Here is a 26,807-nt window from a genome sequence, read left to right as displayed (position 1 = left end):
CTCATTTTATAGAGCTCTAATTTTAACTGCACAGTAATAAAGGTTGATTAGAGATAAAACTTCACAATTAGTTTTTATGGAATTGTTCACATCTAGGTGAGCAAAAAATAATAATTATTACAGGGCGACGACTTAATTATATGAATGTGCGACAGGTAGCGTTTTTACTATTTGCCAGCGTAGGACTTTGGTCTATTAGCGCCACTACTGATGCCCAACAATTACAAATTAGAGGGCCCAAAAGTAACACTGCAGAGCTCTCTGGAACTACCTATGGTCCAGTGGTACCTGAAGATACGTTATGGCGAATCGCCAGTAGGTACCGTCAGAATAAGAACCTTTCTGTATACCAAGTTATGCAGGCGATTTATCAGCTCAACCCTGATGCCTTTGAAGATCAAAACTTCAACCACCTAGTTGATGGCAGTATCCTGCAACTCCCTTCTGAACGTTATGTGGCGAGAATAGACCCTAAAGTTGCTCAGATGAAAGCCGAGCAAGACGATAGCGCATGGCAAGCTTTCAGCAAAGGTGAAACCGATAAAGTCGTGGTTCGACGTTCAAAAGAAGCAGCCAGTAAAGATGACTTATCGGAAACCAAACAGGTTATAGAAGATAAATTAAGTGCTCTTGATGCGGAACAAAATCGCCAGTTTACGGCAATTCGGCAGCAATTTGCCGAATCAATTGAAAGCGTGCAAAGCTTACTTAATGAAAACCGCAAACTAGTTGAGCGTTTAGATACAGTCGATACCGAAATTAGCAGTTTGCGTGGGCGTGTTGATGAAGAATTACAAGTGCAAATGGACCAGATGCTGGCATTGCAAAACGAACTTTTAGCGATTTCCCGTGAAGCAGAAAACCAGCGTAAAGCTGAGCTGGAAAAAAATAGTTTCGCTTGGCTAACCGACCCGCTGTTTTTAATTTTTCTTTCAGTACTTTTGACCATTAGTTTACTCGGCGCATTGGCAATGTGGTTAATTCGTCGCAAGCGCACTGAAGCTGAAACTGACGCCATACTAGATGAAAATCACGCTGCGATATTGGAGCAAAGTGATGAAATGGATGATCTGGCTGATGCCCTAACCAATGAATTAAGCGAAGAACTAGATGATAGCGACGATGACGACTTATTTGGCGATGACGATCTCTTAGATGATGTTTTGGCCGAAGAGTTAGAAGAGTCTTTAGATGCAGACAGTGACGACAATTTCGAAGCCTTTGATGATTTGGATGATGAAAGTCTAGATCCAGTGATAGAAGAGTCGACCGATGATATTGCAAAGGAAGACAACCCGCTTGAAGACGATCTAGATAATTTATTTGATGAAGAAGAAGACTTACTTGCTGATATTGGTGATGAATTAGGCGAAAGCGACAGTTTAGCAGAAGCAAAAAGCGATGACGTGCTAGCTGATGATGAATTGGATTTGTCGGAATCTAACCTTGATGTCAGTGCTGATGACGAGTTAAGCGAAGAAATAGCTGATTTAGATATTGATACGTCAGAAAACGACGTTGAGCAAATCGATTCAGATTCCAAAGCCGCAGATCTGGATGCGGAATCAAGCCCTTCAATTTCAGCCCCAGACATTGATGATGAGCCCGACAAACCAGAAATCAGTATCGATGAATTGCTCGAACAGCCACTAGCAGAAGAAGATGGCGATTCAATTATTTCTGATAACTCAGATTTAATGAATGAGGAAATGCTGCAGAGTATTGATAAAGAAATTCATCAACAGAATGCCCAACTGGATAATATTACTGATGAGTTGCTCAATGAAATAGAGCAACTGGAGCAAATGGGCGGGATGCTCGAGGAACAGCCAGAAACGCCTGCGGATGACGAGTCGACTGAAAGTCAGATGGGAATTCAGGAATTAGATTCACTGTCGGAGAGCATTGAAGATGACGATGATATCAGCGTTGATGTTGACGATGGTGAAGAGCTCGATATTGCGGATGAGCTGTTTGATGCGATCGAAGATAGTGAAACAGAAGCTGATGTTGACAGCGAAATTGAAACCTCTGCAGAGGTTCAACCTACAGAAGACCTAGATGCAGGTATATCCAACGACAATCAAATCGATGAAAATCAAAATATTGTTGATGTTGATGACATCGACGATTTACTAAATCAACAAAGTGTTGATAACAGCAGTGTAGAATCTCTGTCTGCAGACGAACTTTTAGCCGAAATTGAAGCTGATAAACAACAACCTGCGGACGAAGCCGTCATACCTGAAACCGATGCTCAAGGCCAGTCTGAAGAGCCTGTTGTTGAGCAGTCTCAACAAGATATAAATGTAAAAAGTGAAGACGTAGAGCAAGTTCAAGACGTCGAAGAGGCTCAAGAAGTCGAACAAGTTCAAGATATCGAGGAAGCTTTAGATGTTGTAGAAGAACAACAAGACCTTGAAGAGACAGAGCACGCTGAAGAAGATTTAACTGCCGAACAAAGTAGCGAGAGCGATACCGACATAAATAAAGCCGAAAATCACGGCATCGAAGATCTCGACAAGGCGCTAGATGAATTTGAGCAAGAAGTGGTATCTGAAGCCACAAGTTTTGATGTTGAGTTAGATGATGAAACCTTAAGCTCCGCAAGCGAAGATCTGGATGATATGCAATTAGAGCAGATTATCCCGCCAGAGAAAGATGACGATATAGAGAAAGTATTATCGGGTTTTGATGAAGAGATCCCAAGTATTGATGATATTGATAGTTTGACGGGTGAGGATTCGGATGGTTTTGATGATGCCGATTTAGACGAAGCTCTCAAAGCATTTGATGAAGGCTATCTAGACGAGCAAGACACCCAGACGGAAAAACAACCATCTGAAAAGCGTGAAAATGTAGAGTTAGATGATTTACCAGGGTTAGGTGATTGGTTGTCCTCTGATGATGCAGAAGAAACGAACTCCCTTGATGAGCTAGAGAATACAAGCTTTGATGAGTTGCTCGATAGTCTTGATTCAAGCGAAATGGACGCACCGGAAAATTCACCGATTGTTGATAAAGATCCATTAGCCAACATTGATAGTGGTTTGGATTTCGACGCACTTCTAAATGATATAGATGATGCGCCAGGGCAAACCAAAGAAACAGTAACTGAGGAAAAATCAGAAGACGATTTTCTAGATGTGGATGATTTAATCAACGAAAGTATCGAGGCCGAAGGGACCCTTGATATTGACAAGGAACTTAATCTTGCTGCAGCCTTCGAATCTTACGAAGGTTTTGGTGAAGCCGACGAAGTGGATGTTGACTCAGACAACGGCATTGGTGCTAAGTTAGATTTGGCCCAAGCCTATTTGGAAACTGACGATATTGACTCAGCTAAAGAGTTGTTGGAAGAAGTATTACAAAAAGGAGACCAAACACAGCAAGAGGAAGCTAAAGAGCTACTGGAAAAACTTGCTTAAAGTCTTCACCAAGTGAATTATTGGCCTTGTTGACGAACTGCCGTATTGGTTATTAAGACAACGACGGTAATCGGTGAAGGTTGATTATTCTTTTGTACTGTTAGCGCTACTTATCCGATGTTCTTTACACTAGCAGCCAAATTGTATTGCTTCAATCATCGGCTGCATTGAAATAGAGTAGGCTCAGTTCTTTCTTACCCTAAAAAATAAATTCAAATATCAATGGCTTAAAAGGTAACTGCTTAAAATACTGAGTAATCAACTCAATGATTTCAATGTGGAAATATGTTTTGTAATCAAAGTTACTCTATTTTTTACTCTCTTCGATGAGGATGTTTTTGAGATTATCAAAGCTCTCTCTATGCGCCTCAAATATTGCTAACTGACCTTCGAAAGCGCCTTTGTAGAGGCTAATTGCAACAATAAGATCTGCTCTAGAGCCTGACGAGGAAATTGCTTCATCCATTGGTAAAACGTCGATCAATGAACTCAACCGCACTAACGAAACGAGATAGGGCCTTGTCCATTCTCGATTAGCTTGATTTGCATGAATAAAATAATCTGTTAAAGAGGCGTGATAAACAAGTTTAGCGCGCAAAGTTTCGTTATTTAAAACACTCATATCGCCGTTAGTAACAAGCTGCTGGTAGGTTTCTGACTGGCCTTCTGGGCGGGGTAAAGAAAATGCAGTTTCAAAAAAACGTTGCATCAGTTCAATATCAGCACCATTAGGGTAATTGAGAATTTGCTGTTCAAACTCTTCTACAATTGGCGTATTTGATTTAATGAATTCAATAGCCTCGACAGTATCGTTCTCAAGCATTGTAAAGTCGGAGTGCAAACGAGTAATGATTTGTAACTCACGTTTGCTGTCTTTGCGTGCTTCATTCCAACTTGTTATTTGAAAAGCAATCAAAATACCTGCAACTACAATAAAAAAGTCGATTGCTACAGCGAACCAATCTTGTGCTTTAACGTGTTTTGAAATTCTTCTCAATAACATGTCGAGTCCCTACGTTTGTGTTCAACAAGCTTAGCATACTATTAAACCTTGTATATGGCACTCAGGTTCGCTTTGGTGGTAGTGACCTTAAACAAATTGCATCGTTAAAACGCGTTAAAATCGGTAGTTTTAAGTTCCAGTGCGGCCGTTATCAAATAGTAATTTTGAATATTTATTGTGTGTTATCGACTATGATTTGGAAACTTAACCTATCTTTCAATCTACTATTTACAAACATGCTATGAAAAGTAATGTAAATTTCATTACAATGTCGCAATTTTTAGCATTGAATAGCGCAAATAATGCGTTTAGTGGAATTCAGAACTTTTAAACAAGGGCCTCAGTGGAACAACAACAAACAAATCGAATCGCATTAGGGATTGAATACGATGGCAGCAATTATTATGGCTGGCAAAGACAATCTCAAGTCACTAGTGTGCAATTGCATTTAGAAAAAGCCTTGAGCAAAGTTGCAAATCATCCTGTCGCTGTATTATGTGCTGGCAGAACAGATGCTGGGGTTCACGCTACTGGTCAAGTAGTGCATTTCGAAACACCTGCTTTTCGACCAGAAAGAAGTTGGACATTAGGGGTGAATACGCATTTGCCCAAAGATATTGCTGTCAAATGGGCGAAGCAAGTGAGTCCCGATTTTCACGCGCGTTTTTCTGCGGTAGGACGACGCTATCGTTATATTATTTATAACAATCCATTTCGCCCAGCAATACTGGCAGGTGGCTTGACACATATGTATACTGAACTTGACCATCAAAAAATGCATGAAGCAGCACAATGTTTGGTGGGAGAGCATGATTTTAGTGCATTCAGAGCCTCGTTATGCCAAGCTAATTCGCCAGTGCGTAGGCTTGAACATATTCAGGTTACACGACGCGGTCAATACATTATGATTGATGTGCAAGCAAACGCATTTTTGCATCATATGGTACGAAATATTACCGGCAGTCTTGCCGTAATAGGCAGTGGTGAGCAACCGGTTGAATGGATGAAAAAATTGCTTGATCAAAAAGACAGGGCTAAGGCAGGGGCTACGGCTAAACCAAATGGCTTGTATTTAGTTGATGTACTTTATCCTGAGCATTTTGGGATTCCTGAGATTCCATTAGGTCCGGCATTTTTCTGAGTGTCATTCGATCAATCGGAATCAGTGTTACTACTTCTTAGACCAGTTTTGTTTTCTTCCCAAGACTAAACTATGTTTTAATGGCGAGAATAGATATTTTACGTCGATAAGATGTCGATAATGCGATATTAATCATGATTTTGGCGAAAATAGCAGCATATACAGCGCAAATTTTTGCAATTAGGATGAATTGAATGAGTTGGATACAAAAAATACTACCGCGAACCCAGTCCTCTATTAAAAGTAATGTGCCTGAGGGGATTTGGACTAAATGTGGATCTTGTGGAGCGGTTTTATATAAAACCGAATTAGAGAAGCAGCTTGAAGTGTGCCCTAAATGTGATCACCACATGCGCATCACGGCTCGAGCAAGAATTAACTCCTTTTTAGATCAGGCCGATCGAAAAGAAATCGGAGAAGATTTAGAGCCTCAAGATGTATTGAAATTCAAAGACTCTAAACGTTATAAAGATCGCCTAGCCGCCGCTCAAAAAGCAACCAAAGAAAAAGACGCTTTGATTGTTATGCAAGGCAAATTGAAAGGCATGCCAGTAGTTTGTGCCGCATTTGAATTCTCATTTATGGGTGGCTCCATGGCCTCGGTTGTTGGCGCTCGTTTTGTCAAAGCAGTAGAAGCTTGTTTAGAACATAATATGCCATTGGTGTGCTATTCAACCAGTGGTGGCGCGCGTATGCAGGAAGCATTATTTTCCTTGATGCAAATGGCTAAAACCAGTGCAGCTTTAGCGCGAATGAGTAAAAAAGGCTTACCCTATATATCAGTTTTAACTGATCCTACTATGGGTGGAGTTTCCGCCAGTTTGGCTATGTTAGGTGATATTAATATCGCTGAGCCTAAAGCATTAATCGGATTCGCAGGTCCAAGAGTTATTGAGCAGACCGTACGTGAAACTTTACCTGATGGTTTCCAACGCAGTGAATTTTTAGTGGAGAAGGGCGCTATCGATATGATTGTTGACCGTCGCCAGATGCGTGACAAAATCTACGATTTATTGAAAAAGCTACATACACAGCCCCATTAATGTCAAATAACACATCTACAGAAGACCAGAACAAGCCTAGTTTGTCCTGGTCTCTTTCTACTTGGCTAGATTATTTACAAGCCATCCATAGCAAATCTATCGATATGGGTCTTGCCCGAACCCAGCAAGTCTATGAGCGTTTGAATTTAGATTTTTCAAACAGTTCTGTGGTGACTGTTGCCGGAACTAATGGCAAAGGCACAACTTGTCGAATGATTGAGATGGGGTTACGCATGCAACAACAAACTGTTGCCGTGTATAGTTCACCGCATATTATTGATTACACAGAGCGAGTGCGCATTAACGGCTTGATGCTAAGCGAACAAGAGCATGTGAATGCGTTTATGCAAGTAGAGCATGCTCGAGGTGCTATTTCGCTTACCTATTTTGAGTTTGCTACCTTAGCTGCGCTAGTGTTAATTGCCAATCAGCAACCAGACTTTGTGGTGTTGGAAGTTGGTTTAGGCGGTCGTTTGGATGCGGTTAATATAGTTGATCCCAATCTCGCTGTAATTACAAGTATTGCCCTTGACCACCAAGATTGGCTAGGGGATACCCGAGAGCTTATTGCTACAGAAAAAGCCGGCATAATGCGTCCCAAGGTTCCTGTAGTTGTAGGCGAGCCAGTGCCGCCAGAAACACTGTTAATAGCGGTTGATAAAATGCAAGCGCAACCATCTTGGCAAGGAAAAGAGTTTGGCTTTGAGGATTGTGATACAAGTTGGTGTTGGTATAATCAGTCAGTCCAATTTAGTGATTTATCAATTCCATTGATCCCAATGCAAAACGCGTCAACGGCGTTGCAAGTATTGAGTTTGTTAGGGCATTTACCTCGCAATCAAGATGAGGTCAACGAACTCATCGAAAAATCGAGCTTACCTGGGCGCTTTGAAGAGATTAGTCAGCAGCCTAAGATCATTGTTGACGTCGCCCATAATCCGCAAGCAACCGAGTTATTGGCCGCACGAATTGGACGAATGAAATACACGCAATTGCATCTGGTTGTGGCTATGTTGGAAGATAAAGATATCGCCGGTAGTTTTTTACCACTTGAATCGCTGAAAGCCAATTGGTATGTTGCGTCTCTTAATGTGCCTCGCGGCGCAAAGAGTAAACAATTAAAAACAGTGCTCACTGAATCACAAAAAGTGGTAGAGTTTGAGCATGTTTCTGATGCGCTACTTGCAGCAACGAAAAATGCTGGAAATGATGATTTGATCATTGTGTTTGGTTCATTTTTCACGGTAAGCGAAGTGTTGCAAGCATCTTAATTCGACTGAATAAATATACGATGCTACTGGTCTAAAAGAGGAAAAGTCTTGTCTTCAGCACTACAAAACCGATTGGTGGGCACCATTATAGTCGTTGCATTAGCAGTGATTTTTCTGCCTGATTTGCTCGATGGTGAAAAACAAACTAGCCAAGATCTATTTGAATCAATACCAGATCAACCTAAAATGCGTGAACTTAATGAAACGCAAGATTTCCCTCTCGAGCAAGTCGAACAAGAAGTAAATCGCAAGGTTGAAATTGTACCTGACGTAGCAATCGACGATTTTGAGATTAACCAAAATGAAGATAACAACGAGCTGGCATCGCGCCAAGACTCGCCGGTTAATGATTCATCTTCTCAAAAAACTGAAAATAAAAAAATTACCCCGAGCGAAATAGATCACCCGATTGAAGACAAAGTAGAAGTCAATCCCGGTAAAATGGACAATCGTTTACTAGCCAAAGCAGGTTGGGTTGTTCAATTAGGTGTGTTTCGTCATCAAAAAAATGTCAGCGAATTGCTTAGTACACTGCGAAATGCAGGTTATCAAGCATTCAGTCGACCAGTTCAAACGAGCACTGGTGAGTTAACAAAAGTGTTTGTTGGACCTGAGTTAAATAAAGAAAAACTGCAAAAAGCGGTTCCACATCTTCGCGAATTGACTAAGTTGCAGGGTCGAGTAACACCATTCACAGTGAAATGAATACTAGAAATATATGCTATCTCTGATAGAATGCGCGCGATTTTAACGAACCAACAATTAATATGACCGGGTCATTATGAATTGGATAGATTTCACCATCATTGGCGTTATCGCTGTCTCCACCATTATAAGTTTGGTACGGGGATTTATTAAAGAAGCTATCTCTTTAGCTATTTGGTTCGCCGCTTTTTTTATTGCTAGCCAATTTTATGAATACCTTGCCGTCTACATGACTAAATTTGATGATCAGATGGTCAGAAATGGGGTGTCCATAGCGATTTTGTTTGCCAGTACGCTGATTCTAGGCGGATTGATAAATTACTTAATTGCGCGCTTAGTACAGTTTACTGGACTCACAGGTACCGACAGAGCCCTTGGCTCAGTTTTTGGTATTATCCGTGGCATTCTGATTGTGAGTGCTGCTTTGTTCTTCTTAGATACCTTCACTACTGCTTCCGAGTCATCTTGGTGGATAGAGTCAGTATTAGTTCCTGAATTCACTCCCATTATTGAGTGGTTTTTTAGTTTTATACAAAATAACTCCAGTTTTTTAACGCCGAATAAATAGGTAAATTGCATGTGTGGTATTGTCGGAATTGTTGGAAAGAGTGCAGTAAGTCAAGCACTTTATGACGCGTTAACTGTTCTTCAGCATCGTGGGCAAGATGCCGCAGGGATCATGACTATAGATGATAAAATGTTTCATCTAAGAAAAGCGAATGGATTGGTGCGAGATGTATTTCACAACCGCCATATGCAACGTTTAACAGGCCAATTTGGTATTGGTCATGTGCGTTACCCCACTGCAGGGTCTTCAAGCTCAGCAGAGGCCCAACCGTTTTACGTCAACTCGCCATTTGGAATTGCTTTTGCACACAATGGGAATTTAACCAATGCCCATGATTTGCAAGATGAAGTATTCCGTATTGCCAGACGACATATCAATACGACGTCTGATTCAGAACTTTTATTAAATATTTTTGCCCATGAATTACAACAATGTGCGGGTTTAACCTTAACCCCTGAAGAGGTTTTCACCACGGTTGCCAATGTGCACAAGAAGATTCGTGGCGCTTATGCTGTGGTTGCTGCGATTATCGGCAATGGCATGGTTGCGTTTCGAGACCCATATGGCATACGTCCTCTTGCTTTAGGTAAGCGTAAAACTGAGCAGGGTGATGAATATATGGTTGCATCCGAAAGTGTTGCTCTAGATGCCGTAGGTTTTACGTTTATTCGTGATGTCGCACCAGGCGAAGCAATATATGTGACTGAAGAAGGTGAATTATTTACTAAACAGTGCGCGCAAAACCCTAAAAATATTCCCTGTATTTTCGAATTTGTTTACTTCGCAAGACCTGATTCCTTTATCGATGGAATATCAGTATATGCCTCGCGGGTGAATATGGGTAAAAAACTAGGTCAGAAAATAGCCAAAGAATGGGCTGATTTAGATATTGATGTGGTTATTCCTATTCCGGAAACGTCTTCCGATGTAGCGTTGCAAATTGCTATAGAGTTGGACTTACCTTACCGTCAAGGCTACGTAAAGAACCGTTATATCGGTCGTACTTTTATCATGCCAGGTCAAACGCTTAGACGTAAGTCGGTGCGACGTAAACTTAACGCCATTAAATCAGAATTTAAAGACAAAAATGTTCTTCTGGTTGATGATTCAATTGTACGCGGCACTACATCTGAACAGATTATTGAAATGGCCCGTGAATCAGGTGCCAAGAAGGTGTATTTCGCGTCAGCTGCGCCAGAGATTCGTTTTCCAAATGTTTATGGTATTGATATGCCAAGTGCAAATGAATTGATCGCTTACGGCCGCGATATCGACGAAATTAGTGAGTTAATTAAAGCTGATGGGCTGATTTTCCAAGATATTCAAGATCTAGTTGAAGCGGTTAGTGCTGAGAATCCTGCCATTACTCGTTTTGAAACGTCTGTATTTGATGGTGAGTACATAACTGGTGATATTGACCAAGCTTATTTAGAGAGAGTTGATGGGGCCCGTTCTGAAGGGGCTAAAAAATCAATGATACAAACTGAATTAAGTAATTTGGAAATGCACAATATTGATTCGGATAATGACGATTAAGCCTATATTTAATCACTGTGATTAAATTTGCGGTTTATCGTTGATTTACATTAAGTGAGGCTCAGGCCTCACTTTTTATTTCAGCCTTGTAAACCCGTTACTGCTATTTTGAGCACGTTAAAAGCATCCCTTGGAATTGTGAATTATATCGGCCAGCCACCAAGGGCTTTCCATCTATTGACCATAAAACAAAATAACTCGGCGGTTTTCATCGTATCGTAAAGTGCTGAGTGGGCTTCTCTTTGGTCAAATTCGATTTGTGCCGCTTCACAGGCCTTAACCAGCACCGTCTGACCTAAGGTTAAACCGGCTAAACTGGTGGTATCAAATGATACAAAAGGATGGAAAGGAGTGCGTTTAATATTACACCTTTCAATGGCTGCATTCACAAAGCCTTGGTCGAATGATGCATTGTGGGCAACAATCACTGAGCGTTGGCATTCCGCTGCTTTTTGTTCTTTTCGGATCTCTTTGCACAAATTTTTAATTGCTTCAGATTCATCAATCGCGCCTCGTAATGCACAATAAGGATCAATACCGTTAAAGTCCAAAGCGGCTTGTTCGAGGTTTGCGCCCTCGAAAGGGTTAATATGGTAATGGAACGTTTTATCTATCTGAATGTCTCCAGAAGCTGTCATTTTCAATGTCACTGCTGCTAATTCTAATAAAGCATCAGTTTGCGCATTGAATCCAGCTGTTTCAACATCAATGACGACTGGGAAATACCCTCTAAATCGTTGGTTCAACAGGTGAATTGGATCTGACATGATAACCTTATTAATCGACAACATAGCTTGCTATTATGTCAACCTTTAAAGCCTTGTACCAGTTCAGTTGTGAATATGTTTAGGCGCATTTGCATTTGATAGGTCTAGTTGGTTATTATCCGTACACAACGGGTGATTAAACTTTTTGTTTCTAGTGTCGATATCTATAATGGATAAACACTATTTACTGGATTTCTGTCTGATATGAAAAAGTGCGCGATTTTTTTGGGCTTAACCCTCAGCTTTGCTAGCCAAGCTAGCTTGCGTCATTATGCAGCGCCAGTTGAGGATTCTCAGTGGCAAGTCAGTCAAAAAAGTCGCTTGCAATGTACTTTGAGTCACCAACTTCCTGGTTATGGAGAAGCTGCTTTTTACAGCACGGCTTCTAAGCAACTGAATATGGAATTTGAGTTGCAGATGTTAAGGTTACCAAACACCTATTCTGTTGCCTCCGTTTATTCAGTCCCACCCAAATGGATGCCAGGACAAATGCAGCGTGAAATTGCGCAAATGCCAATTCGCAAACAATACAATAGTGATTTACCGCAAAAAGCCGCTTGGACAATGTTAACTGAATTGGAAAAAGGTTTTTGGCCAACACTATATTATCAAGATTGGTATAGTGACTTCGATCGTATCGCTGTGGGTTTAAATGCCAGTAACTTTTCGAAACCCTATGTTGAGTTCGCTGAGTGTGTCGCTAATTTATTACCTTTTGCATTTGAAGATATTGCATACACAGTGCTAAGTTACAACAGCAATAGTACAGACTTAACCAAATACTCTAAAAAACGCCTACAAATGATCGGGGACTATTTAAAAGAAGATACAGATCTTGAGCTGGTTTTGTTAGATGGATACTCAGATAGTTATGGTGGTCGTTGGAACAACGAACAATTATCTATTCGTCGAGCAGAGGAAATTAAGGCGTACTTCACAGAGATGGGTGTTGATCCTGATCGCATAGAGGTCACCGGACACGGCGAACGTCGTCATGCGGCGACCAATACGAATAAGATGTCTCGTGCTAAAAATCGTCGAGTCATCATTCGAATGGCTAAACCCTAAATTCACAAAGCTCGCAATCGCGAGCTTGTTAGTTTTTACTAGTGACTCTAGAGCAATATCATCGCTTTTCTAAGTAATTTTCCAGCACATCGGTAAAGTCGGTAAATAAACCATCTACTTTTAAATCTTCGAATAGGATGTCTAGCACCTGTTGCGAAGAATACTTGGCTGGGAGGTCGTCTTTTCTAAATGTATAAGGATGAATTAGCAGCCCTGCTTGATGGGCATTGGCTAGTAAACTAGTTGGTGTTTTATTCGCAAAATCAAATAGTTGTGGAATCCATGGCCCAATACCTTGGGCTACTTTTGCAATTTCTTTGAGACCTTGTGCGGATTTCAAATATTCATAGTCAGAATTCGACTCTTGCCAACTGTTTTCAGCAATAAGCTGAATTAACTTCACCTTGGCATTTAACTCGTTCCTAAGACGCTGTGTTTCTGCGAAGTCAAAGCATTGCACATAAACATGGCTGTCTTGGTTATCCAAACCGTATTTACGCAGGATATTCAGGGTGATTTGACTTAAGTCCGCTCCGTGAGTTTGGTGCCAAAGGGGCGATTTGATTTCCACATAAAGACCCACATCTCGCTTAAATTGCCGATTAAGTTGTTGAATCAAATTAATTTGTTGTTCAAATGTGGCGATCTTGAATGGTGACTGTCCATGATAACGTTGGGGGTAAACCTGTTCGCCTTTTTGGGTTGTACGTTCATGTACATTTAAGGTTTGCAATTCTTCTAGGGTGAAGTCAAACGCATAATATCGACCATCAGTCCGATGACGTTTAGGAAAGACTTGTTCGACGTTGGTCACGGTTTCCAAGTGAATATCATGCAATACCACCGGGATTAAGTCTTTACTTAAGACCAAATCTTGTTCTATAAAGTCCGCCCCTTGGGAAAATGCGAGGACGGCGGCTTCTATGGTATGCTCTGGTAAATACCCAGAAGCTCCGCGGTGGGCGATAACCGTTGGCTTAGCATAAAGTTGCGTACCAAACAGGCACAACCACATTAACAACGGAAATTTGTACGACATACCTTCCTACCTCTGTTTCATTTGCACAAATAATTATGACAACAATAACACTCACATATGAAGGTTCAGTGAATATTGTCACAAATCCCAATAAGGAATATCGCCAAAATACGCTGTAAAATAGTCAATAAACACGCGTACTTTTGGCGCTAGTAGTCGTGAACTCGGAAAAACCGCCCATATGTCTGTTTCTGATAATAGCGGGTAATTGGATAAGACAGGAACAAGGGTTTTCTCTTTTAAATGTTGGTAAACGCTCCATGTGGAAGCAACGGTAATGCCTAATCCATTTACACTGGCGTCTCTTGTGGCCTCACCATTATCAGTAGTAAACCTGCTAATCACTTTAATCGTTTGAGTAGTACCGTCAGTTTGGAAATGCCAGTTATCTAAACCGACCAAGGTAATACAACTGTGCGCTTGCAAATCATCGGGAGTCGCTGGCGCACCATACTCGGCAATGTAATCGGGTGATGCACAGACGATCCGTTTATCTGTCGCTAATTTCTTGGCAATCAGGCTAGAGTCTTTTAATGAGGCGTCTCTAATTGCAATATCAAAGCCGCCTTCAACCAGATCGACTATGCTATCGGAAAGTCGAAGATCAATATCTATATCTGGGTAGTGTTTGAGAAAGCCGGCCAGAGCAGGCACTAGATGCATACGTCCAAATGAAGCGGGTGCGGTAATTCGCAACCTTCCCTGGGGAGTCACTTTGCCAATGCCCACGGATGCCATAGCCGATTCCACACTCATCAATACGTTTTCAGCATGGGGTAAAAAGGTTCTACCTTCTTCTGTTAATGATACTTTGCGAGTTGTTCTGTGGATCAGCCGAGTGCCTAAACTTTCTTCAAGTTTACTGATGTAGTTGCTCGATACTGCAGGGGATAGGTGAAGTTCATTACCTGCGGCACTGATATTGTTCAATGCCGCTATGCGTACAAATAATTTCAAATGATCTAAATTCATGTTCTTTGTTCTCCTCGATAAATACTATTATCAATAAAATTTATTATCAATAAAATGTATAAAGTCATTTAATATTTTCGGCTATTATCAATTTGTAGGTGGTTGCATATACTGATTTCATCAAATCAATAAGGAGTCAAGAATATGAAAGCAATGATAATAAATGCCTATGGTAGCAGCGACGTTTTCGAAGCAGCCGAGGTGGCTAAACCTGAGGTTAAGTCTGGTCATGTACTGGTTAAGATTGCCGCTACTAGTGTCAATACAGTTGATACTATGCTGCGTCAAATGGGCGCTGAACTACCTATTTCCCCGCCACTTCCGGCCATTTTAGGAATGGACTTCGCCGGCACAGTGGAAGCCGTAGGTGAAGGGGTTAGCGAGTATCAAGTAGGAGATGAAGTATACGGTTGTGCTGGTGGCTTGGCTGATTTACTCGGTACCTTAGCAGAATACATTGTAGCGGACGCTAATTTGATTGCCCCTAAAGCAAAAAATGTTTCAATGCGCGAAGCAGCTGCGATTCCTTTGTGCGGCATAACCGCTTACGAAGGCTTAAAACGCGCTGGTGTAAAACCTGATCAAACCGTTTTGGTTCATGGCGGCTCAGGTGGTGTAGGACACATCGCGTTGCAATTGGCCAACTATTTTGGGGCTAAGGTCTTTTCGACTGGCGGTGGGCAATCTCAATTAAACTTGATTGAAAAGCTTGGTGCAATCGCAATAAATTATAAAACAGAAAAAGTAGAAGATTACGTTGCTAAACACACTGATAACGCTGGTTTTGATGTGGTTTTTGATTCTGTAGGTGGCGCCAATATGCTCAACTCATTTAAAGCTGCCGCATTAAATGGTCAGGTGTCCACTACGGTTTCCATGGTTGAATTGGACTTAACCGAAGCGCATTTTAAAGGGTTGTCTTTGCACGTGGTATTTATGCTTATTCCAATGTTGTATAACTACAAGCGCGCTGAACACAGTCTTATTCTTAAAGAGCTTACTAAAATAATTGAAGCTGAAAAGTTAATACCTGTGTTAAATGAAAATCACTACAGCCTTGATCAAGCTAGCCAAGCCCATGATAGATTAGCCAGTGGCAAAGGGTTAGGCAAAGTGGTTATTGAAATCTAGTATTCACTTTAAACTGAATTCAGGCTAAAACGCTTTAGCCTGAATTTTGCAATTCGTTTGACTAACCTAAGGCTGCCATGCCAACGCTGTCTTAAGCTAATTCTAGGCTTAAGCTACGAGAATATGGGTTAAATCGTCATGCTGCGCTGAATTTCACTTTTGGCCGCTAAAGCGACATTTAGGAAAGCATTCACAGTCGCGCTAGGGTTATTCTGTTTGAATTGAATTTGCAGGGGAATTTGTGTGTCGACATTTTCCAGTGCAATAAAATGGCAGCCTCGGCTATACAATTTACTAACACAAAATGGTGCGATCGCCACCCCTAAACCTGCAGCCACTTCTGTCACTAAGGTTTGCATATGCTTTGGTTGACTTATGATATCCGGTGAAAATCCGGCTTGTTTGCACAGGATGATAGTTTCATCAAAGAGCCCAAGGGCCTCATCACGATTGAAAATAATAAATTGTTCAGTCTTTAACTTAGCCAGCTCAACCTGTTTAGCACCTGCAAGAGCATGGCTTTGGCTGACTAGTGCAACGAATTTGTCGATATAAATATCGTGACGAATAAACTCATCAGCAATTGGCGTGGGCAGGGGCCTTGAAAATGCAATATCGATTTTATCTTGCTTAAAGGCTTCAATTTGTTCCGTTGCTGTCATTTCAAATAGGCTAACATGGACTTCAGGAAACTGGGATTTGTAGGTTCGGATCAAAGTGGCCATAAATGATAAACAAGCTGAGCTTAAGTGAGCAATATTCAGTGTACCCACTTTTCCACTGTGGGCACGCTTAACCTGGCTTTTTGCCTTATCTGTAAGGGTTAGAATCGCGCTAGCATCTGTTAACAGCTGCTCACCGGCTGGGGTTATCACGACATCTCGAGAGTTTCGATTAAATAACCTTACCCCAAGCTCCGCCTCTAATGCAGAAATATGTCGGCTAATGGCCGGTTGTACAGTATGTAACTCTCGCGCAGCTTCTGAAAAGCTTTTGTGTTTAGCCACAGTTATAAAGCTTTTTAATGTTTTTATGTCCACGATTGCCCCCAAGTTTACTTATATATAAAATCTGTATAGATTCCATAAAATGTTATCATTTTTGTTATTAATAAATAAGCCCTATGCTGGCGCTATGATTTATTTACCTGACATAAAATATGACTCATTCGGAGCCAGAGCAGTTGTTAAGTCCCTTTATGCTACTGCTAATGACCACAGCCATTGCCTCAACAGCCGCAAACTTGTATTACAGTCAACCAATTTTGCCGCTAATCGCCAATGAGTTTAATTTAAGTGATTCGCAACTTGGCAGTGTTCCAGGATTAACCCAACTGGGTTATGCCTTTGCTTTATTGTTTATATCCCCACTCGGTGATTCAGTCGTGCGGCGGCAACTAATAGGTATACTATCCTGCGTGCTAGTGTTTGCTTGTGGAATGGCAGTGTGGGCACCTAACATCACAATACTGTTAATCGCAGTGTTTTTAATTGGTGCCAGTGCCAATATTACTCAGCAGTTAATTCCTTTTGCCGCCTCAATGGTGTCTATGGAAAACAAAGGTACAACCCTTGGCACATTAATGATGGGATTAACCATTGGTATTTTACTGTCTAGAACCTTAAGTGGATTGGTCGGGGAGCTGTTGGGTTGGCGCAGTGTATTCGTTATGTCAGCGTTATTGGCCGCCTTACTTGGTGTTTTGCTTTGGGTATTTTTGCCGTCAAATAAACCCCAAGCATCGCTGCGCTATTGGCCATTAATAAAAAGTACCTTGAGCCTATTTTGCCAGCATAAATCACTGCAGCTGTTTACCTTTTCCGGCGCACTTTGGTTTGCTTCTTTTAATGTCCTGTGGGCAACATTGGCTATTTATGTCAGCGAAGCCCCCTTTGATTACAATGCTCAACAAGCCGGATTGTTTGGTGTGATTGCATTGGCTGGTGTGATTGGGGCGAAGGTTTCCGGTAAATGGGTGAATAGATTTGGTTCTAAAACCTTAATCAAAATGGCCCTCGTTTTAGCCGCTGTAGGATTTGCCATAACGGGATTATTTGCTGGCAATCTTATATCGTTAATTATCGGAATTATTCTTATCGACTTTGCCATTTTTAGTGCTCAGGTGGCTAATCAGGTGCGTGTTTTTAGTATTGATCCAACCGCCCAAAGCCGAATTAATGGTATTTACATGCTCGGCTATTATCTTGGTGGAGCATTAGGCTCGGTTGCTGGTCTGCGGGCATTTTCACTTTTTCAATGGCCCGGTGTAGTAGCCATCAGTATGCTATTTATTTTGTTTAGTGCGGCTTTTAATTCGATGGCAAAAACTAAACAGCATTCACTTTCAACAGTATGAGAGACTTTTCATGACTAAACTCAACAGGCTAGGTCGCTATACCTTGCTCTGTATTGCCTGTTTAACCATTATGGTAGGGGCCGTTATAGCACCAGGATTGGTCAGTATATCCAATGCCCTTGGGGTAGCTGACAATGCCATATTATTAGTTACATTGCCCGCCCTGGGCGCGGTTATCTGTGCGCCTATTGCGGGAAAATTGATAGATAAATATGGCGCTTATCCAGCGCTGATTATTGGTTTATTTTTGTATGGGCTGGTGGGGACGAGTGTATATTGGTTGCACGCGCCGGCTTGGATATTTGCCAATCGTTTTTTACTCGGGGGAATGACGTCGGTCGTGATGGCCGGATGTACGGTGTTAATTTCCCATTGGTATTTTGCTGAAGAACGTTTAAATATGATCGCCAAACAGGGCATGGCAATTGAATTAGGTGGGGTGGTATTTTTGTTTGTAGGTGGTTTGCTATCCGCTCAACATTGGGCGTTACCGCTGTCACTTTATTTAATTGCTTGGGTGTTTTTGGTGATGCTGCTACTTTTCGTTCCTCGTCGATATCCGGCTGGAATACAAGCGGAACCTGAAGAAGACTCGCCAAAATTACTCTCTGGCTTTTCCCTCAACAGTGTTTACCTTAGTGCAATGCTGTCGATGGTTTTATTTTTCACTGCCTTTGTTTTAATGCCCAGTAATATGCAAGAGCAAGGTTACAATGAAACACAAGTGGGCTTTTTATTAGCCTTTATTTCATTGATGGCGGTACTCGCAGCCTCTTTTCTCCCCAAGCTTTGTAGACTATTCAGTGAACAAGGTGTTTTATCCGTGGCGTTTATTAATTTTGCGGTGTCTTACATGTTCTTTCTACAAACAGGCACAGTCTGTTTAGTAACTGGTGCGGTTATTATCGGCTTTGGTTTTGGATTTAGTATTCCTTTATTAAATCACATGACCGTTGCGCGAAGTGCAGTAAAAGTGCGAGGTCGAAATTTATCGTACTTCACCATGGCGGTGTTCTTAGGGCAATTCTTAACGTCTTTTGTTGAGTACATACCTGGTGGAATAGACAATATATTTTTAAGCTGTATGGTGCTATCTGTGTTCATTGCCAGCATTTTATGGATTAAAACGCTGAGATTCACAAACAAGGTAAAGAGTTCAACATGACAAATTTAGTAAAACCCATTCCTGGTAGTACGTTTCCGTCCATTGAAGCAACGCTTCTTGATGGCTCTAGGGTTAATTTAGGACAGGCGCACGGTGATGCCGACTGGCAAATGCTGGTGGTGTATCGAGGCAAACATTGCCCCTTGTGTGTACGCTACTTAAACTTATTAGAGCAGCACAAAGAAGCGTTAAATGCTATTGGGGTGAGTGTCACTGCCGTCTCAGCAGATTCAAAGGCACAACTAACCGACAACATGGACAGCTTAGATGTGTCTTTTCCTATCGCTTATGGGTTAACCGTTGAGCAAATGAAACAGCTAGGCTTGTATATCTCGGCTCCACGCTCTGATAAAGAAACCGATCATGATTTTTCAGAACCGGCCCTGTTTGTCATAAACGGGGAGGGGGTATTGCAGGCTGTGGATATTTCCAATGGGCCTTTTTTACGCCCAGAATTAGACGTGGTAGTGAGAGGGTTAACCTTTGTTCGTAAACAAACGGACTACCCGATTCGCGGCACACTAGTCTATTAGTTATTATTTTCTAAACCCCTAATCCTAGGTAAGTTTGAGGATTAGGGGATTTAGGTTGATAGGCTAAATTTACCGCTGCTATTTATGGCTTTAATTCAACATCCGAATCGGCAAGTAAATAAATAGTGGCAGCATAGGCCGCAATATTCTGGGCTAATTCATCGGCATCAATTTTATCCAGGGTATCGTCAGGGGTGTGGTGTAGATCAAAATAATCCTGCCCGTTTTGATTTAAACGAATTGTTGGTACGCCTTTGGCGGCCATTGGAATAATATCCGGTCCACCACTAGGCGCATCTGAACGACCTCTAACGATACCTAATGGGGCTAGAATTTTGCCAATTTCATCGATTAACAAGGTGGCTTCGGGGTTGAGGTTCGATTCTAGCTGCCACACGCTTTGCGCGCCAAAATCTGACTCCGTGGCCAGTACATGATTGCTTAAATTCGCTGCATGCTGTTTGGCGTAGGCAAATGCACCTAAAAGCCCGACTTCTTCTGCACCGAACATGACCACCCGAATAGTCCGTTTAGGACGTTTAGGTAACTTTGCAATCAGGGCTGCGGCAGCAGTGGTAATAGCAACACCCGCACCATCATCTACAGCACCAGTACCTAAATCCCAGCTATCTAAATGGCCACCTATTAGCACAATCTCTTCCGGTTTTTCGCTACCAATTAAATCAAAAACAACATTTCCGCTGCTGACTTCACCCTTCCAGTCAGATTCAGAGTGAAGAGATATGCTAAGGGGCTTATCTAAATTATGTAAACGACGAAGGTGGTCAGCATCTGGATTAGAAATGGCAATAACCGGAATACTTGCCCATTTGTCACCATCTTTACTCATCATGCCTGAATGCGGGAATCGATGGGAGTCTGAGCCCACTGAACGCACGACTAATGCATCTGCACCACCGCGCTGAGCGTGTTGCCATCCTACTCTGCGGCGTTGGTTTGCCTGTCCATAACCTGCGCCAACCTGACTCTTAACCATGATATCGCCATCAACAAACGCGATTTTGCCTTTTAGCGCTCCTTCTTTTACCTCCATTAGTGCGTGAATATCTCTAAAATAGACCACTTCAGCATTAATGTTTTGTTTTGATGGTGCGGCTCCACCTAAGGCTGTGCCGTATAATTCTTGGTTGTAAGGAGAGGTAAGGGATATGTGTAAGTTGCCTCTATCCCAGAATGGCATGGTAAAGGGTTCAATGTTCGCTTTATCAAACCCTAAACTTTTACCTAGTTTTAAGCCCCAATCTCTGGCACGTTTTTCCGCTTCAGAGCCCGCTAGACGAGGGCCAACTTCAGTAGTCAATGATGTGACTATTTCCATTCCAAGCTCGCTTTTAAGAGCGGTTTGCATAAGCTGCTCGGCGGTTTGCTTCTGTTCAGTGCTCACAATGGCTTCAGCGGCCAACAATTGAACACTAAAAAGACTCAGTATTGTGCCAAGAACAAGACGTTTACGAAGGTGCATGATTTCTCCATTTATTATTATAGGTGCTCAGGTTGGTTATCGTATTAGTAACAGTTTGGTGAACGTTTAGGGTTAAACGTAATTGGAAAATAACAATCGTCTGAACATCTTAACTAAAACACTATCTAAATTCGATACGCTAAGTAAAATTTCCTCGGCTAACCTATAGTTAATGTGCAACTTTATGTTGCCATTAGTCTTATTTTTAAGCTCAAAGAGGCAGGAATCATACTTGCCGCTCTTGTCTTTTTTCCTGTCATTGCCGATATTGTCTTAGCCTCGGCAATAATTTGCCTAATTGCTTTTATAACCCCATTGAAAATCAGCCTAAGGGGTTAGCCCGCAGCCTAATGGCGCAGCTCCTGTTAGTTAACCTGTATCAGCCTAAATCAAAAACAGTACCTTTGGCATAGTCATTGCTGCTCAAACTTATCATGCTAAACAAACCGATAATTAGTGGAGATTAGCACTAAATTGACTAATGGGAATGTAATGGAAATAAATAACAATAGTCAGCTGAGTTCTATCTATCAAAGCAGTAAAAACCAAGGTGTAGATACCACTCTTTCTAACCTGTTATCTAACAATGACAGAGCTGCAGATAAAGTCACTCTGAGCCAGGCCGGCCTTGATGCAGAAACAAAATTACAAGAAATCGCTAGTCAGTATGATACGACTAATATGTCATATAACGAATTAACCCATATGTCGTCAGAGTTACAACTAAATGGGTTAATCACGCCACAAGAGGGATTAGCAATGAGAGCGCCTCCAAGTCGAGATTTTGATGCCGATGAAAAATATGACGTATTAGCCTTGGCAAGAAAGTCGGTGGAGTTTGATCAGTCTATTGGCACGGTACAAAACAAAGATGCAAAGCTAAGAGCCAATGTATTAATGTTTTAGAGAGCTTACAAAGTCAAAATTATAGAGGTTAAAATGGACGTCACCAATCGTATTTTAAAAACTCACTCACAAACTCTACTGCAACCTAATCAATCGAAAGGAAACAATGGCTTTTCGGAATTATTAGCCGCTTATCAACAAAATCATCAGGTTCAAAAGGTAGAAAAGCCCGCTACGAATGCGGTTTTCAGTATGAATACTTCCCAAGGTGACCAACAAGAAATCAATCTAGATGAATATCTCACGCCTGGCGCGCTACCTAACCCGGTGAATTTAAAGGACATACCCTTATTACTGCCAACAGCGCACAACATTGATACCTTATCTAAATACTCGCAAAACGAGTTTAAAGCATTGTTAGCACAATATGGCATACCCTCACCACCGGCAAGCATAGAATTCAACACTCAGGGACAGTTAGTTTTACCGGCCGATTATGCATATTCGACACAGTTGACGCAGGCGTTTACAGAAAACCCCAAAGTTGAAAATGCACTGCGCACAACAGCCGCTATCGCCAGTCATTATGCCGGTATTATGGAAGGGCAGCCTTTTCGTGACGAAATGTCGACAGCAAGAAATCAAGTTGATAGAGATAGAATAGTGGCGAAATACAGCTATTTATTTGACGATAACCGCCCAGCAATACAGATTGTTTTAAGCTTTTTAGACGATGGCAGTATGTTGTTAGGTGAAAAATCATAGGTGATAAAGGTTTGCGGAGCTGTGGCGGGAATGAGGTAATTAAACCTTACCAATACCTAGTCAAACAATTCATTTTATTGGCTTCGTAAGATACTCATAATTCGGTCATATATGATGCCTGTAAGTATCACTCTATCTTCACCGGTAGTGTTGGTAAATTGAATGACAACGGTATCAATATCTGGGTGATATCGGGCAATACTTGAATAGCCGAGCACCCAGCCTGTATGATTATACTCATACAGTGACGCATATATTTTTCTTTCTTTTGGTGTAAATAAACTGCCGTCATTCAGCGCCCTTAAAAAAATCCCCACATCTTGGGCGCTGGCAACGTAACCTTGATCGAGGTGTTTAAAGTCTTGATCATAACCTACGTAATATCCGCTCATCAGCTGCTCACTATCTACCTCGTTGATGGAGAAAAACGTGGAATTTAAGTTTAATGGCAAAAGGATCTCATTCTTTATGTAGCGAGAGTAGTGGTAACCTAAGGTTTCTGTCATTATTTTTTCAAGCAACAGATAGTTAGTATTGGAGTATGCGTAATCGGTTCCAGGCTCGAAATCAGCAGGTTTGTCTAATACTAAGCTGAGTACATCAAGGGAGTTTGAGGCCCAATCAAACCCATCTTGATCGGTAAAGTTAGGGATCCCACTGCGATGTTCAACCAGCATACGTAGAGTAATTTGATCAGCATACTCAATACGTTCAGCCAATTGGGGTAAATAGTCAGCAATGTTCTTATCTAATTCAAGCTGCTTGGATGCAGCTAATTTGGTAACTGCCGCCGCTTTATATAACTTAGCAATACTGGCAATTTTAAAAAGTGCATTGCCATATGCCGGTATTTTTTCTTGTCTATTATGCCAACCACTGACATACAATTGTGCAGGGTTATTTGCCTTTTGCACATAGACAATGATCCCGTCTATTCCTTGGGTAGTTGCCTCGTTAACTTGTTCCTCAATTGTGCTGGGCACTGGAGTTAAATAATACAGTGCATATTCCCAAGGAGCGAAGAAGTAAATACTGGTCGTGGTAAGGGAAAACGCGAGCAAAACTTTAAGAGTAATCTTTTGCCACTTATTCATAAGCGCTCCTTGTTTGAACTAGGGCTGGACTAGTAAAGCCTGCCCTTAATGCCATTTTCTATTAGTATATAGCTGGCTTTTGATTTAAATTAAAGCCTTTAAAAACAACCTCAGTGGCATAGTAGTTCAAATAGAGCGCTAGAAATATACACAAAAACCGCCTCCTATCTTAATCGCAAAAATATCAGCGGTCACTTTTGACAACAATAGCGCCCCCCAAAAAAGTCTGAAACTGATAATAATCTCAATACTAAACGCTGTTTCACTAAATAGGACGTAAATGGGGTTTAAATACAAACTTTAACTAAACTTTAAGTTTCCCGCATTTCTATCAAGCATTCCACTATAGCGAGTTAAAACAAGTGCAACTAAAACAACCATTGCACCAACCCAAGGAGTATTCATCAAACCATGTTCAGCAACAATATAGCCACCTCCCCATGCGCCCAATGCAATACCAACATTAAAAGCAGCAATATTTAATCCAGATGCGACATCTACTGCATCAGGAGTGTACTTTTCGGCTAGTTTAACTACGTAAACCTGCAAACCGGGTACATTTCCAAAAGCAAATGCTCCCCAAATCAGAATAGTAAACACTGCTGTAATAGCGTTATAAGCGGTGTAGTTCAACATTAATAATATGCCGGCAAGACCTGCGAAAATGATGGTTAATGCTTTAATTGGACCCAAATTATCAGCCATTTTACCACCCCAGATATTGCCTACAGCGACTGACACACCATAAACTAGCAGTATCAGCGCAACAGAACTTGAATTAAAGCCGCTCACCTCATTAAGGATTGGGGCTAAGTAGGTAAAGGCGATAAACGTTCCCCCATAACCAATAGCGGTAATTGCATAAACTAATAGTAATCTAGGGTGTGTTAATACTTTTAACTGTGATGAAATGTGAGTAGTTTTAGCTTGTTTTAAATTATTAGGCACTAGAATAGCACTGCCAATCATAGCTAATAAACCTAAAATTGATACTGTTAAGAAAGTAGCCTCCCAGCCAAACACCTGACCTATAAAAGTGCCTAGTGGTACACCTGTGACTAACGCTACAGTTAACCCTGTAAACATTATGGCGATGGCACTTGCTCCTTTTTCTTTAGGCACCAAACCTGTTGCAATAGTAGATCCAATTGAAAAGAAAACACCATGAGCCAATCCTGTTAAGATTCGGGCTATTACCAATGCTTCGAAACTCGGTGCTTGCCAAGCAACTAAATTTCCAATGACAAACAATCCCATCACTGATAATAAAACATGCTTTCTATTCCACCTACTTGTTAGCGCAGTTAATACAGGTGCTCCTATGGCTACACCTAAAGCATAGAGGCTAACCAATAAACCTGCTGAAGGTATAGATATATTAAGGTCTTGAGCCATTGTTGGCAGTAATCCAACAATCACGAATTCTGTTGTTCCTATGGCAAAAGCGCTAAGCGCTAATGCTATCAATGCTAGTGGCATCATTGTCTCCAAAATAATATGTTTAATAGATGTAAAGTAACCAGTTAAAGTAAACCGCTTCTTTTATTTGTTGATGCAATTATTAACTGATAGACTTTTGTAATAAATAGCGTTATTTGCAAAATACTTTTGTAATAAATGAGGTTAATTTGAATTTGAAAACAAGATCTGATGACTTAGAACTTTTATTGGCTGTCATAGAGTTTGGTGGCTTTTCTGCCGCAGCAGATGCACTTAATATTCAGGTCGCTCGTATTTCCCGTTCCGTTTCTAAAATTGAAAATGCTCTCAACACGACTATTTTAAATAGGACTACTAGGCGAGTGATGCTAACCGATACAGGTAAAAAGTTTATCGATTCGGTAAGTTTAGGATTGCAACATATTCAACGTGCTGAAGCAGACATTATTGCTATCGGTAAGATGCCTCAAGGTAAATTGCGTGTTGACGCTGCTAGTCCATTTATATTTCACCAATTAACTCCACATATAAGTTCATTTCTTAAAGCTTATCCTGAAATAGAGATAGAACTGAATTCCAACGAGGGAATTATTGATTTAATTGAAAAGCGCACAGATGTTGCGATAAGAATAGGAAAATTAGAAGACTCGACTCTGTATGCGAGAACCTTAGGTAGAAGTCCTCTTTTTATTGTCGCATCCCCGGAATATATTGCACAAAATGGTGAACCTAAAACGCTTAATGAGCTTAAAAGGCATAATTTAATTGGTTTCTCTAATATAAAGTCACTCAATCAATGGCCTATTAAAGATTGGGGTAACGTAATTCCAACAATGACAGCTAGCAATGGAGAAACCATTCGGCAACTCGTTTTATCTGGAAATGGTATCACTTGTTTATCTGGTTTTATGGTTAATGGCGATATTGAATCGGGTCGACTCATATCATTGCTTGAGCCATATAGGCAAGTTGGTACTGACCGTGAATTGATTAATGCTGTTTACTATAAATCCTCATCGGTTGCAGAGAATGTGACTGCTTTTATTGATTTTATTAAGCCAAGGTTAACATTGTAGTCGTTCATCTAATTGTCTGCTTTGCCCGGCAGTTGCCATCATTGATCAGAGGTGAGAGGCAGTTAGTCACTTATATTGAAGGGAAGTTACTCGGTTTTATCCTTAAACTCACACAAGTCTTCAATAACACACGCGCCACAGCGAGGTTTGCGTGCCACGCAGATGTATCGTCCGTGAAGAATAAGCCAATGGTGCACATCCACTTTAAATTCTGCAGGCACCACTTTAAGCAGTTTTTGTTCGACCTCATCGACGTTTTTACCCATGGCCAGTTTAGTGCGATTGGAAACGCGGAAAATGTGGGAGTTCATGGCGATGGTGGGCCAGTCAAAAGATAAGGAAAGTAGATATGGAGAAGTTAAATTTTAGTAATGCTA

Annotated in this window: 23 protein-coding genes and 1 pseudogene; 15 read left to right on the top strand and 9 right to left on the bottom strand. The window is 41.2% G+C overall.

Annotation, left to right across the window (positions count from 1 at the left end):
• Positions 1-140: 140 nt before the first annotated feature.
• Positions 141-3,428 carry a FimV/HubP family polar landmark protein gene (locus ABWV72_RS12230; RefSeq protein WP_353370786.1) on the top strand — a complete coding sequence of 1,096 codons (3,288 nt, stop codon included), beginning with the start codon at positions 141-143 and terminating at the stop codon, positions 3,426-3,428.
• A gap of 307 nt (positions 3,429-3,735) precedes the next feature.
• Here ABWV72_RS12230 and ABWV72_RS12225 read toward each other — a convergent pair whose 3' ends face one another.
• Complete coding sequence (locus ABWV72_RS12225) at positions 3,736-4,431, bottom strand: DUF6090 family protein (RefSeq protein ID WP_342807400.1); 696 nt, start codon at positions 4,429-4,431, stop codon at positions 3,736-3,738.
• A 343-nt stretch (positions 4,432-4,774) separates the two neighbouring features.
• Here ABWV72_RS12225 and truA point away from each other — a divergent pair, with 343 nt between their 5' ends.
• From truA to purF, 6 genes are all read left to right on the top strand, one after another.
• Complete coding sequence (truA, locus tag ABWV72_RS12220) at positions 4,775-5,572, top strand: tRNA pseudouridine(38-40) synthase TruA (RefSeq protein ID WP_303500242.1); 798 nt, start codon at positions 4,775-4,777, stop codon at positions 5,570-5,572.
• A 194-nt stretch (positions 5,573-5,766) separates the two neighbouring features.
• On the top strand, positions 5,767-6,615 hold the full coding sequence (gene accD, locus ABWV72_RS12215; protein WP_303500241.1) for an acetyl-CoA carboxylase, carboxyltransferase subunit beta: 849 nt from the start codon (positions 5,767-5,769) through the stop codon (positions 6,613-6,615).
• The gene (gene folC, locus ABWV72_RS12210; protein WP_353370783.1) at positions 6,615-7,886 is read left to right on the top strand and encodes a bifunctional tetrahydrofolate synthase/dihydrofolate synthase; all 1,272 of its coding nucleotides are present in this window, start codon (positions 6,615-6,617) and stop codon (positions 7,884-7,886) included. Before accD ends, folC begins: the two co-directional genes overlap by 1 nt.
• Before the next feature lie 48 nt (positions 7,887-7,934).
• Positions 7,935-8,591 (top strand): SPOR domain-containing protein, encoded by a 657-nt coding sequence (locus ABWV72_RS12205; RefSeq protein ID WP_216050227.1) that lies wholly within the window; start codon positions 7,935-7,937, stop codon positions 8,589-8,591.
• Between the two features lie 76 nt (positions 8,592-8,667).
• Positions 8,668-9,159: a CvpA family protein gene (locus ABWV72_RS12200; RefSeq protein ID WP_216050228.1), complete on the top strand. Its 492-nt coding sequence runs from the start codon at positions 8,668-8,670 to the stop codon at positions 9,157-9,159.
• A gap of 9 nt (positions 9,160-9,168) precedes the next feature.
• Positions 9,169-10,695 carry an amidophosphoribosyltransferase gene (gene purF, locus ABWV72_RS12195; RefSeq protein ID WP_216050229.1) on the top strand — a complete coding sequence of 509 codons (1,527 nt, stop codon included), beginning with the start codon at positions 9,169-9,171 and terminating at the stop codon, positions 10,693-10,695.
• Positions 10,696-10,838: 143 nt separating this feature from the next.
• Here purF and rnt read toward each other — a convergent pair whose 3' ends face one another.
• A complete protein-coding gene (rnt, locus tag ABWV72_RS12190; protein WP_303500240.1) occupies positions 10,839-11,462 on the bottom strand; it encodes a ribonuclease T in 624 nt (207 codons plus the stop codon).
• A 204-nt stretch (positions 11,463-11,666) separates the two neighbouring features.
• On the opposite strand from rnt, the gene ABWV72_RS12185 reads away from it, so the two are divergent.
• Positions 11,667-12,530 (top strand): flagellar protein MotY, encoded by an 864-nt coding sequence (locus tag ABWV72_RS12185; RefSeq protein ID WP_353370780.1) that lies wholly within the window; start codon positions 11,667-11,669, stop codon positions 12,528-12,530.
• 58 nt (positions 12,531-12,588) lie between these two features.
• Here ABWV72_RS12185 and glpQ read toward each other — a convergent pair whose 3' ends face one another.
• A complete protein-coding gene (gene glpQ, locus ABWV72_RS12180) occupies positions 12,589-13,569 on the bottom strand; it encodes a glycerophosphodiester phosphodiesterase (RefSeq protein WP_353370778.1) in 981 nt (326 codons plus the stop codon).
• A 78-nt stretch (positions 13,570-13,647) separates the two neighbouring features.
• A complete protein-coding gene (locus ABWV72_RS12175; protein ID WP_303476392.1) occupies positions 13,648-14,541 on the bottom strand; it encodes a LysR family transcriptional regulator in 894 nt (297 codons plus the stop codon).
• 144 nt (positions 14,542-14,685) lie between these two features.
• Between ABWV72_RS12175 and ABWV72_RS12170 the strand changes: the two genes are divergently transcribed.
• The gene (locus ABWV72_RS12170) at positions 14,686-15,672 is read left to right on the top strand and encodes a zinc-dependent alcohol dehydrogenase family protein (protein ID WP_353370775.1); all 987 of its coding nucleotides are present in this window, start codon (positions 14,686-14,688) and stop codon (positions 15,670-15,672) included.
• A 128-nt stretch (positions 15,673-15,800) separates the two neighbouring features.
• On the opposite strand, the gene ABWV72_RS12165 is transcribed toward ABWV72_RS12170, so the two are convergent.
• On the bottom strand, positions 15,801-16,712 hold the full coding sequence (locus ABWV72_RS12165) for a LysR family transcriptional regulator (RefSeq protein WP_353370773.1): 912 nt from the start codon (positions 16,710-16,712) through the stop codon (positions 15,801-15,803).
• A gap of 119 nt (positions 16,713-16,831) precedes the next feature.
• Here ABWV72_RS12165 and ABWV72_RS12160 point away from each other — a divergent pair, with 119 nt between their 5' ends.
• From ABWV72_RS12160 to ABWV72_RS12150, 3 genes are read left to right on the top strand one after another with little or no spacing between them, the layout of a single operon-like run.
• The gene (locus ABWV72_RS12160) at positions 16,832-18,028 is read left to right on the top strand and encodes an MFS transporter (RefSeq protein WP_353370771.1); all 1,197 of its coding nucleotides are present in this window, start codon (positions 16,832-16,834) and stop codon (positions 18,026-18,028) included.
• A 10-nt stretch (positions 18,029-18,038) separates the two neighbouring features.
• Positions 18,039-19,193: an MFS transporter gene (locus ABWV72_RS12155; protein ID WP_353370769.1), complete on the top strand. Its 1,155-nt coding sequence runs from the start codon at positions 18,039-18,041 to the stop codon at positions 19,191-19,193.
• Positions 19,190-19,726 carry a redoxin domain-containing protein gene (locus ABWV72_RS12150; protein ID WP_353370767.1) on the top strand — a complete coding sequence of 179 codons (537 nt, stop codon included), beginning with the start codon at positions 19,190-19,192 and terminating at the stop codon, positions 19,724-19,726. Before ABWV72_RS12155 ends, ABWV72_RS12150 begins: the two co-directional genes overlap by 4 nt.
• 82 nt (positions 19,727-19,808) lie before the next feature.
• Here ABWV72_RS12150 and ABWV72_RS12145 read toward each other — a convergent pair whose 3' ends face one another.
• Positions 19,809-21,209 (bottom strand): M20/M25/M40 family metallo-hydrolase, encoded by a 1,401-nt coding sequence (locus ABWV72_RS12145; protein ID WP_353370765.1) that lies wholly within the window; start codon positions 21,207-21,209, stop codon positions 19,809-19,811.
• Between the two features lie 492 nt (positions 21,210-21,701).
• Here ABWV72_RS12145 and ABWV72_RS12140 point away from each other — a divergent pair, with 492 nt between their 5' ends.
• Together ABWV72_RS12140 and ABWV72_RS12135 are read left to right on the top strand one after the other, a co-directional pair.
• Positions 21,702-22,115, top strand: coding sequence for a hypothetical protein (locus tag ABWV72_RS12140; protein WP_353370763.1), 414 nt, complete (start codon positions 21,702-21,704; stop codon positions 22,113-22,115).
• A gap of 33 nt (positions 22,116-22,148) precedes the next feature.
• Complete coding sequence (locus ABWV72_RS12135) at positions 22,149-22,820, top strand: hypothetical protein (RefSeq protein WP_353370761.1); 672 nt, start codon at positions 22,149-22,151, stop codon at positions 22,818-22,820.
• A 74-nt stretch (positions 22,821-22,894) separates the two neighbouring features.
• Here the strand turns inward: ABWV72_RS12135 and ABWV72_RS12130 are convergent, their stop codons facing one another.
• Together ABWV72_RS12130 and ABWV72_RS12125 are read right to left on the bottom strand one after the other, a co-directional pair.
• Complete coding sequence (locus tag ABWV72_RS12130; protein ID WP_353370759.1) at positions 22,895-23,914, bottom strand: serine hydrolase domain-containing protein; 1,020 nt, start codon at positions 23,912-23,914, stop codon at positions 22,895-22,897.
• 300 nt (positions 23,915-24,214) lie between these two features.
• Positions 24,215-25,393, bottom strand: coding sequence for an MFS transporter (locus tag ABWV72_RS12125; protein WP_353370832.1), 1,179 nt, complete (start codon positions 25,391-25,393; stop codon positions 24,215-24,217).
• 155 nt (positions 25,394-25,548) lie between these two features.
• On the opposite strand from ABWV72_RS12125, the gene ABWV72_RS12120 reads away from it, so the two are divergent.
• Positions 25,549-26,430: a LysR substrate-binding domain-containing protein gene (locus tag ABWV72_RS12120; RefSeq protein WP_342808254.1), complete on the top strand. Its 882-nt coding sequence runs from the start codon at positions 25,549-25,551 to the stop codon at positions 26,428-26,430.
• 86 nt (positions 26,431-26,516) lie between these two features.
• Here the strand turns inward: ABWV72_RS12120 and ABWV72_RS12115 are convergent.
• A pseudogene (locus ABWV72_RS12115) lies at positions 26,517-26,765 on the bottom strand (iron-sulfur binding domain-containing protein); the annotation flags it as partial.
• Between the last annotated feature and the right edge of the window lie 42 nt (positions 26,766-26,807).

Origin of the sequence: Aliiglaciecola sp. NS0011-25, from assembly GCF_040370605.1 — a bacterium.
In the GTDB taxonomy this organism is placed as follows: domain Bacteria; phylum Pseudomonadota; class Gammaproteobacteria; order Enterobacterales; family Alteromonadaceae; genus Aliiglaciecola; species Aliiglaciecola lipolytica_A.
This window is presented reverse-complemented; position numbering and strand designations above follow the sequence as displayed.

Bases quoted from the DNA above. Each gene is read 5' to 3' on its own strand.
- ABWV72_RS12200 (WP_216050228.1), top strand. From the start codon at position 8,668: ATGAATTGGATAGATTTCACCATCATTGGCGTTATCGCTGTCTCCACC.
- ABWV72_RS12225 (WP_342807400.1), bottom strand. From the start codon at position 4,431: ATGTTATTGAGAAGAATTTCAAAACACGTTAAAGCACAAGATTGGTTC.
- accD (WP_303500241.1), top strand. From the start codon at position 5,767: ATGAGTTGGATACAAAAAATACTACCGCGAACCCAGTCCTCTATTAAA.
- folC (WP_353370783.1), top strand. From the start codon at position 6,615: ATGTCAAATAACACATCTACAGAAGACCAGAACAAGCCTAGTTTGTCC.
- purF (WP_216050229.1), top strand. From the start codon at position 9,169: ATGTGTGGTATTGTCGGAATTGTTGGAAAGAGTGCAGTAAGTCAAGCA.
- ABWV72_RS12160 (WP_353370771.1), top strand. From the start codon at position 16,832: ATGACTCATTCGGAGCCAGAGCAGTTGTTAAGTCCCTTTATGCTACTG.
- ABWV72_RS12135 (WP_353370761.1), top strand. From the start codon at position 22,149: ATGGACGTCACCAATCGTATTTTAAAAACTCACTCACAAACTCTACTG.
- ABWV72_RS12130 (WP_353370759.1), bottom strand. From the start codon at position 23,914: ATGAATAAGTGGCAAAAGATTACTCTTAAAGTTTTGCTCGCGTTTTCC.
- ABWV72_RS12230 (WP_353370786.1), top strand. From the start codon at position 141: ATGAATGTGCGACAGGTAGCGTTTTTACTATTTGCCAGCGTAGGACTT.
- ABWV72_RS12185 (WP_353370780.1), top strand. From the start codon at position 11,667: ATGAAAAAGTGCGCGATTTTTTTGGGCTTAACCCTCAGCTTTGCTAGC.
- ABWV72_RS12175 (WP_303476392.1), bottom strand. From the start codon at position 14,541: ATGAATTTAGATCATTTGAAATTATTTGTACGCATAGCGGCATTGAAC.
- ABWV72_RS12155 (WP_353370769.1), top strand. From the start codon at position 18,039: ATGACTAAACTCAACAGGCTAGGTCGCTATACCTTGCTCTGTATTGCC.
- ABWV72_RS12125 (WP_353370832.1), bottom strand. From the start codon at position 25,393: ATGCCACTAGCATTGATAGCATTAGCGCTTAGCGCTTTTGCCATAGGA.
- ABWV72_RS12145 (WP_353370765.1), bottom strand. From the start codon at position 21,209: ATGCACCTTCGTAAACGTCTTGTTCTTGGCACAATACTGAGTCTTTTT.
- ABWV72_RS12140 (WP_353370763.1), top strand. From the start codon at position 21,702: ATGGAAATAAATAACAATAGTCAGCTGAGTTCTATCTATCAAAGCAGT.
- ABWV72_RS12170 (WP_353370775.1), top strand. From the start codon at position 14,686: ATGAAAGCAATGATAATAAATGCCTATGGTAGCAGCGACGTTTTCGAA.
- glpQ (WP_353370778.1), bottom strand. From the start codon at position 13,569: ATGTCGTACAAATTTCCGTTGTTAATGTGGTTGTGCCTGTTTGGTACG.
- ABWV72_RS12150 (WP_353370767.1), top strand. From the start codon at position 19,190: ATGACAAATTTAGTAAAACCCATTCCTGGTAGTACGTTTCCGTCCATT.
- rnt (WP_303500240.1), bottom strand. From the start codon at position 11,462: ATGTCAGATCCAATTCACCTGTTGAACCAACGATTTAGAGGGTATTTC.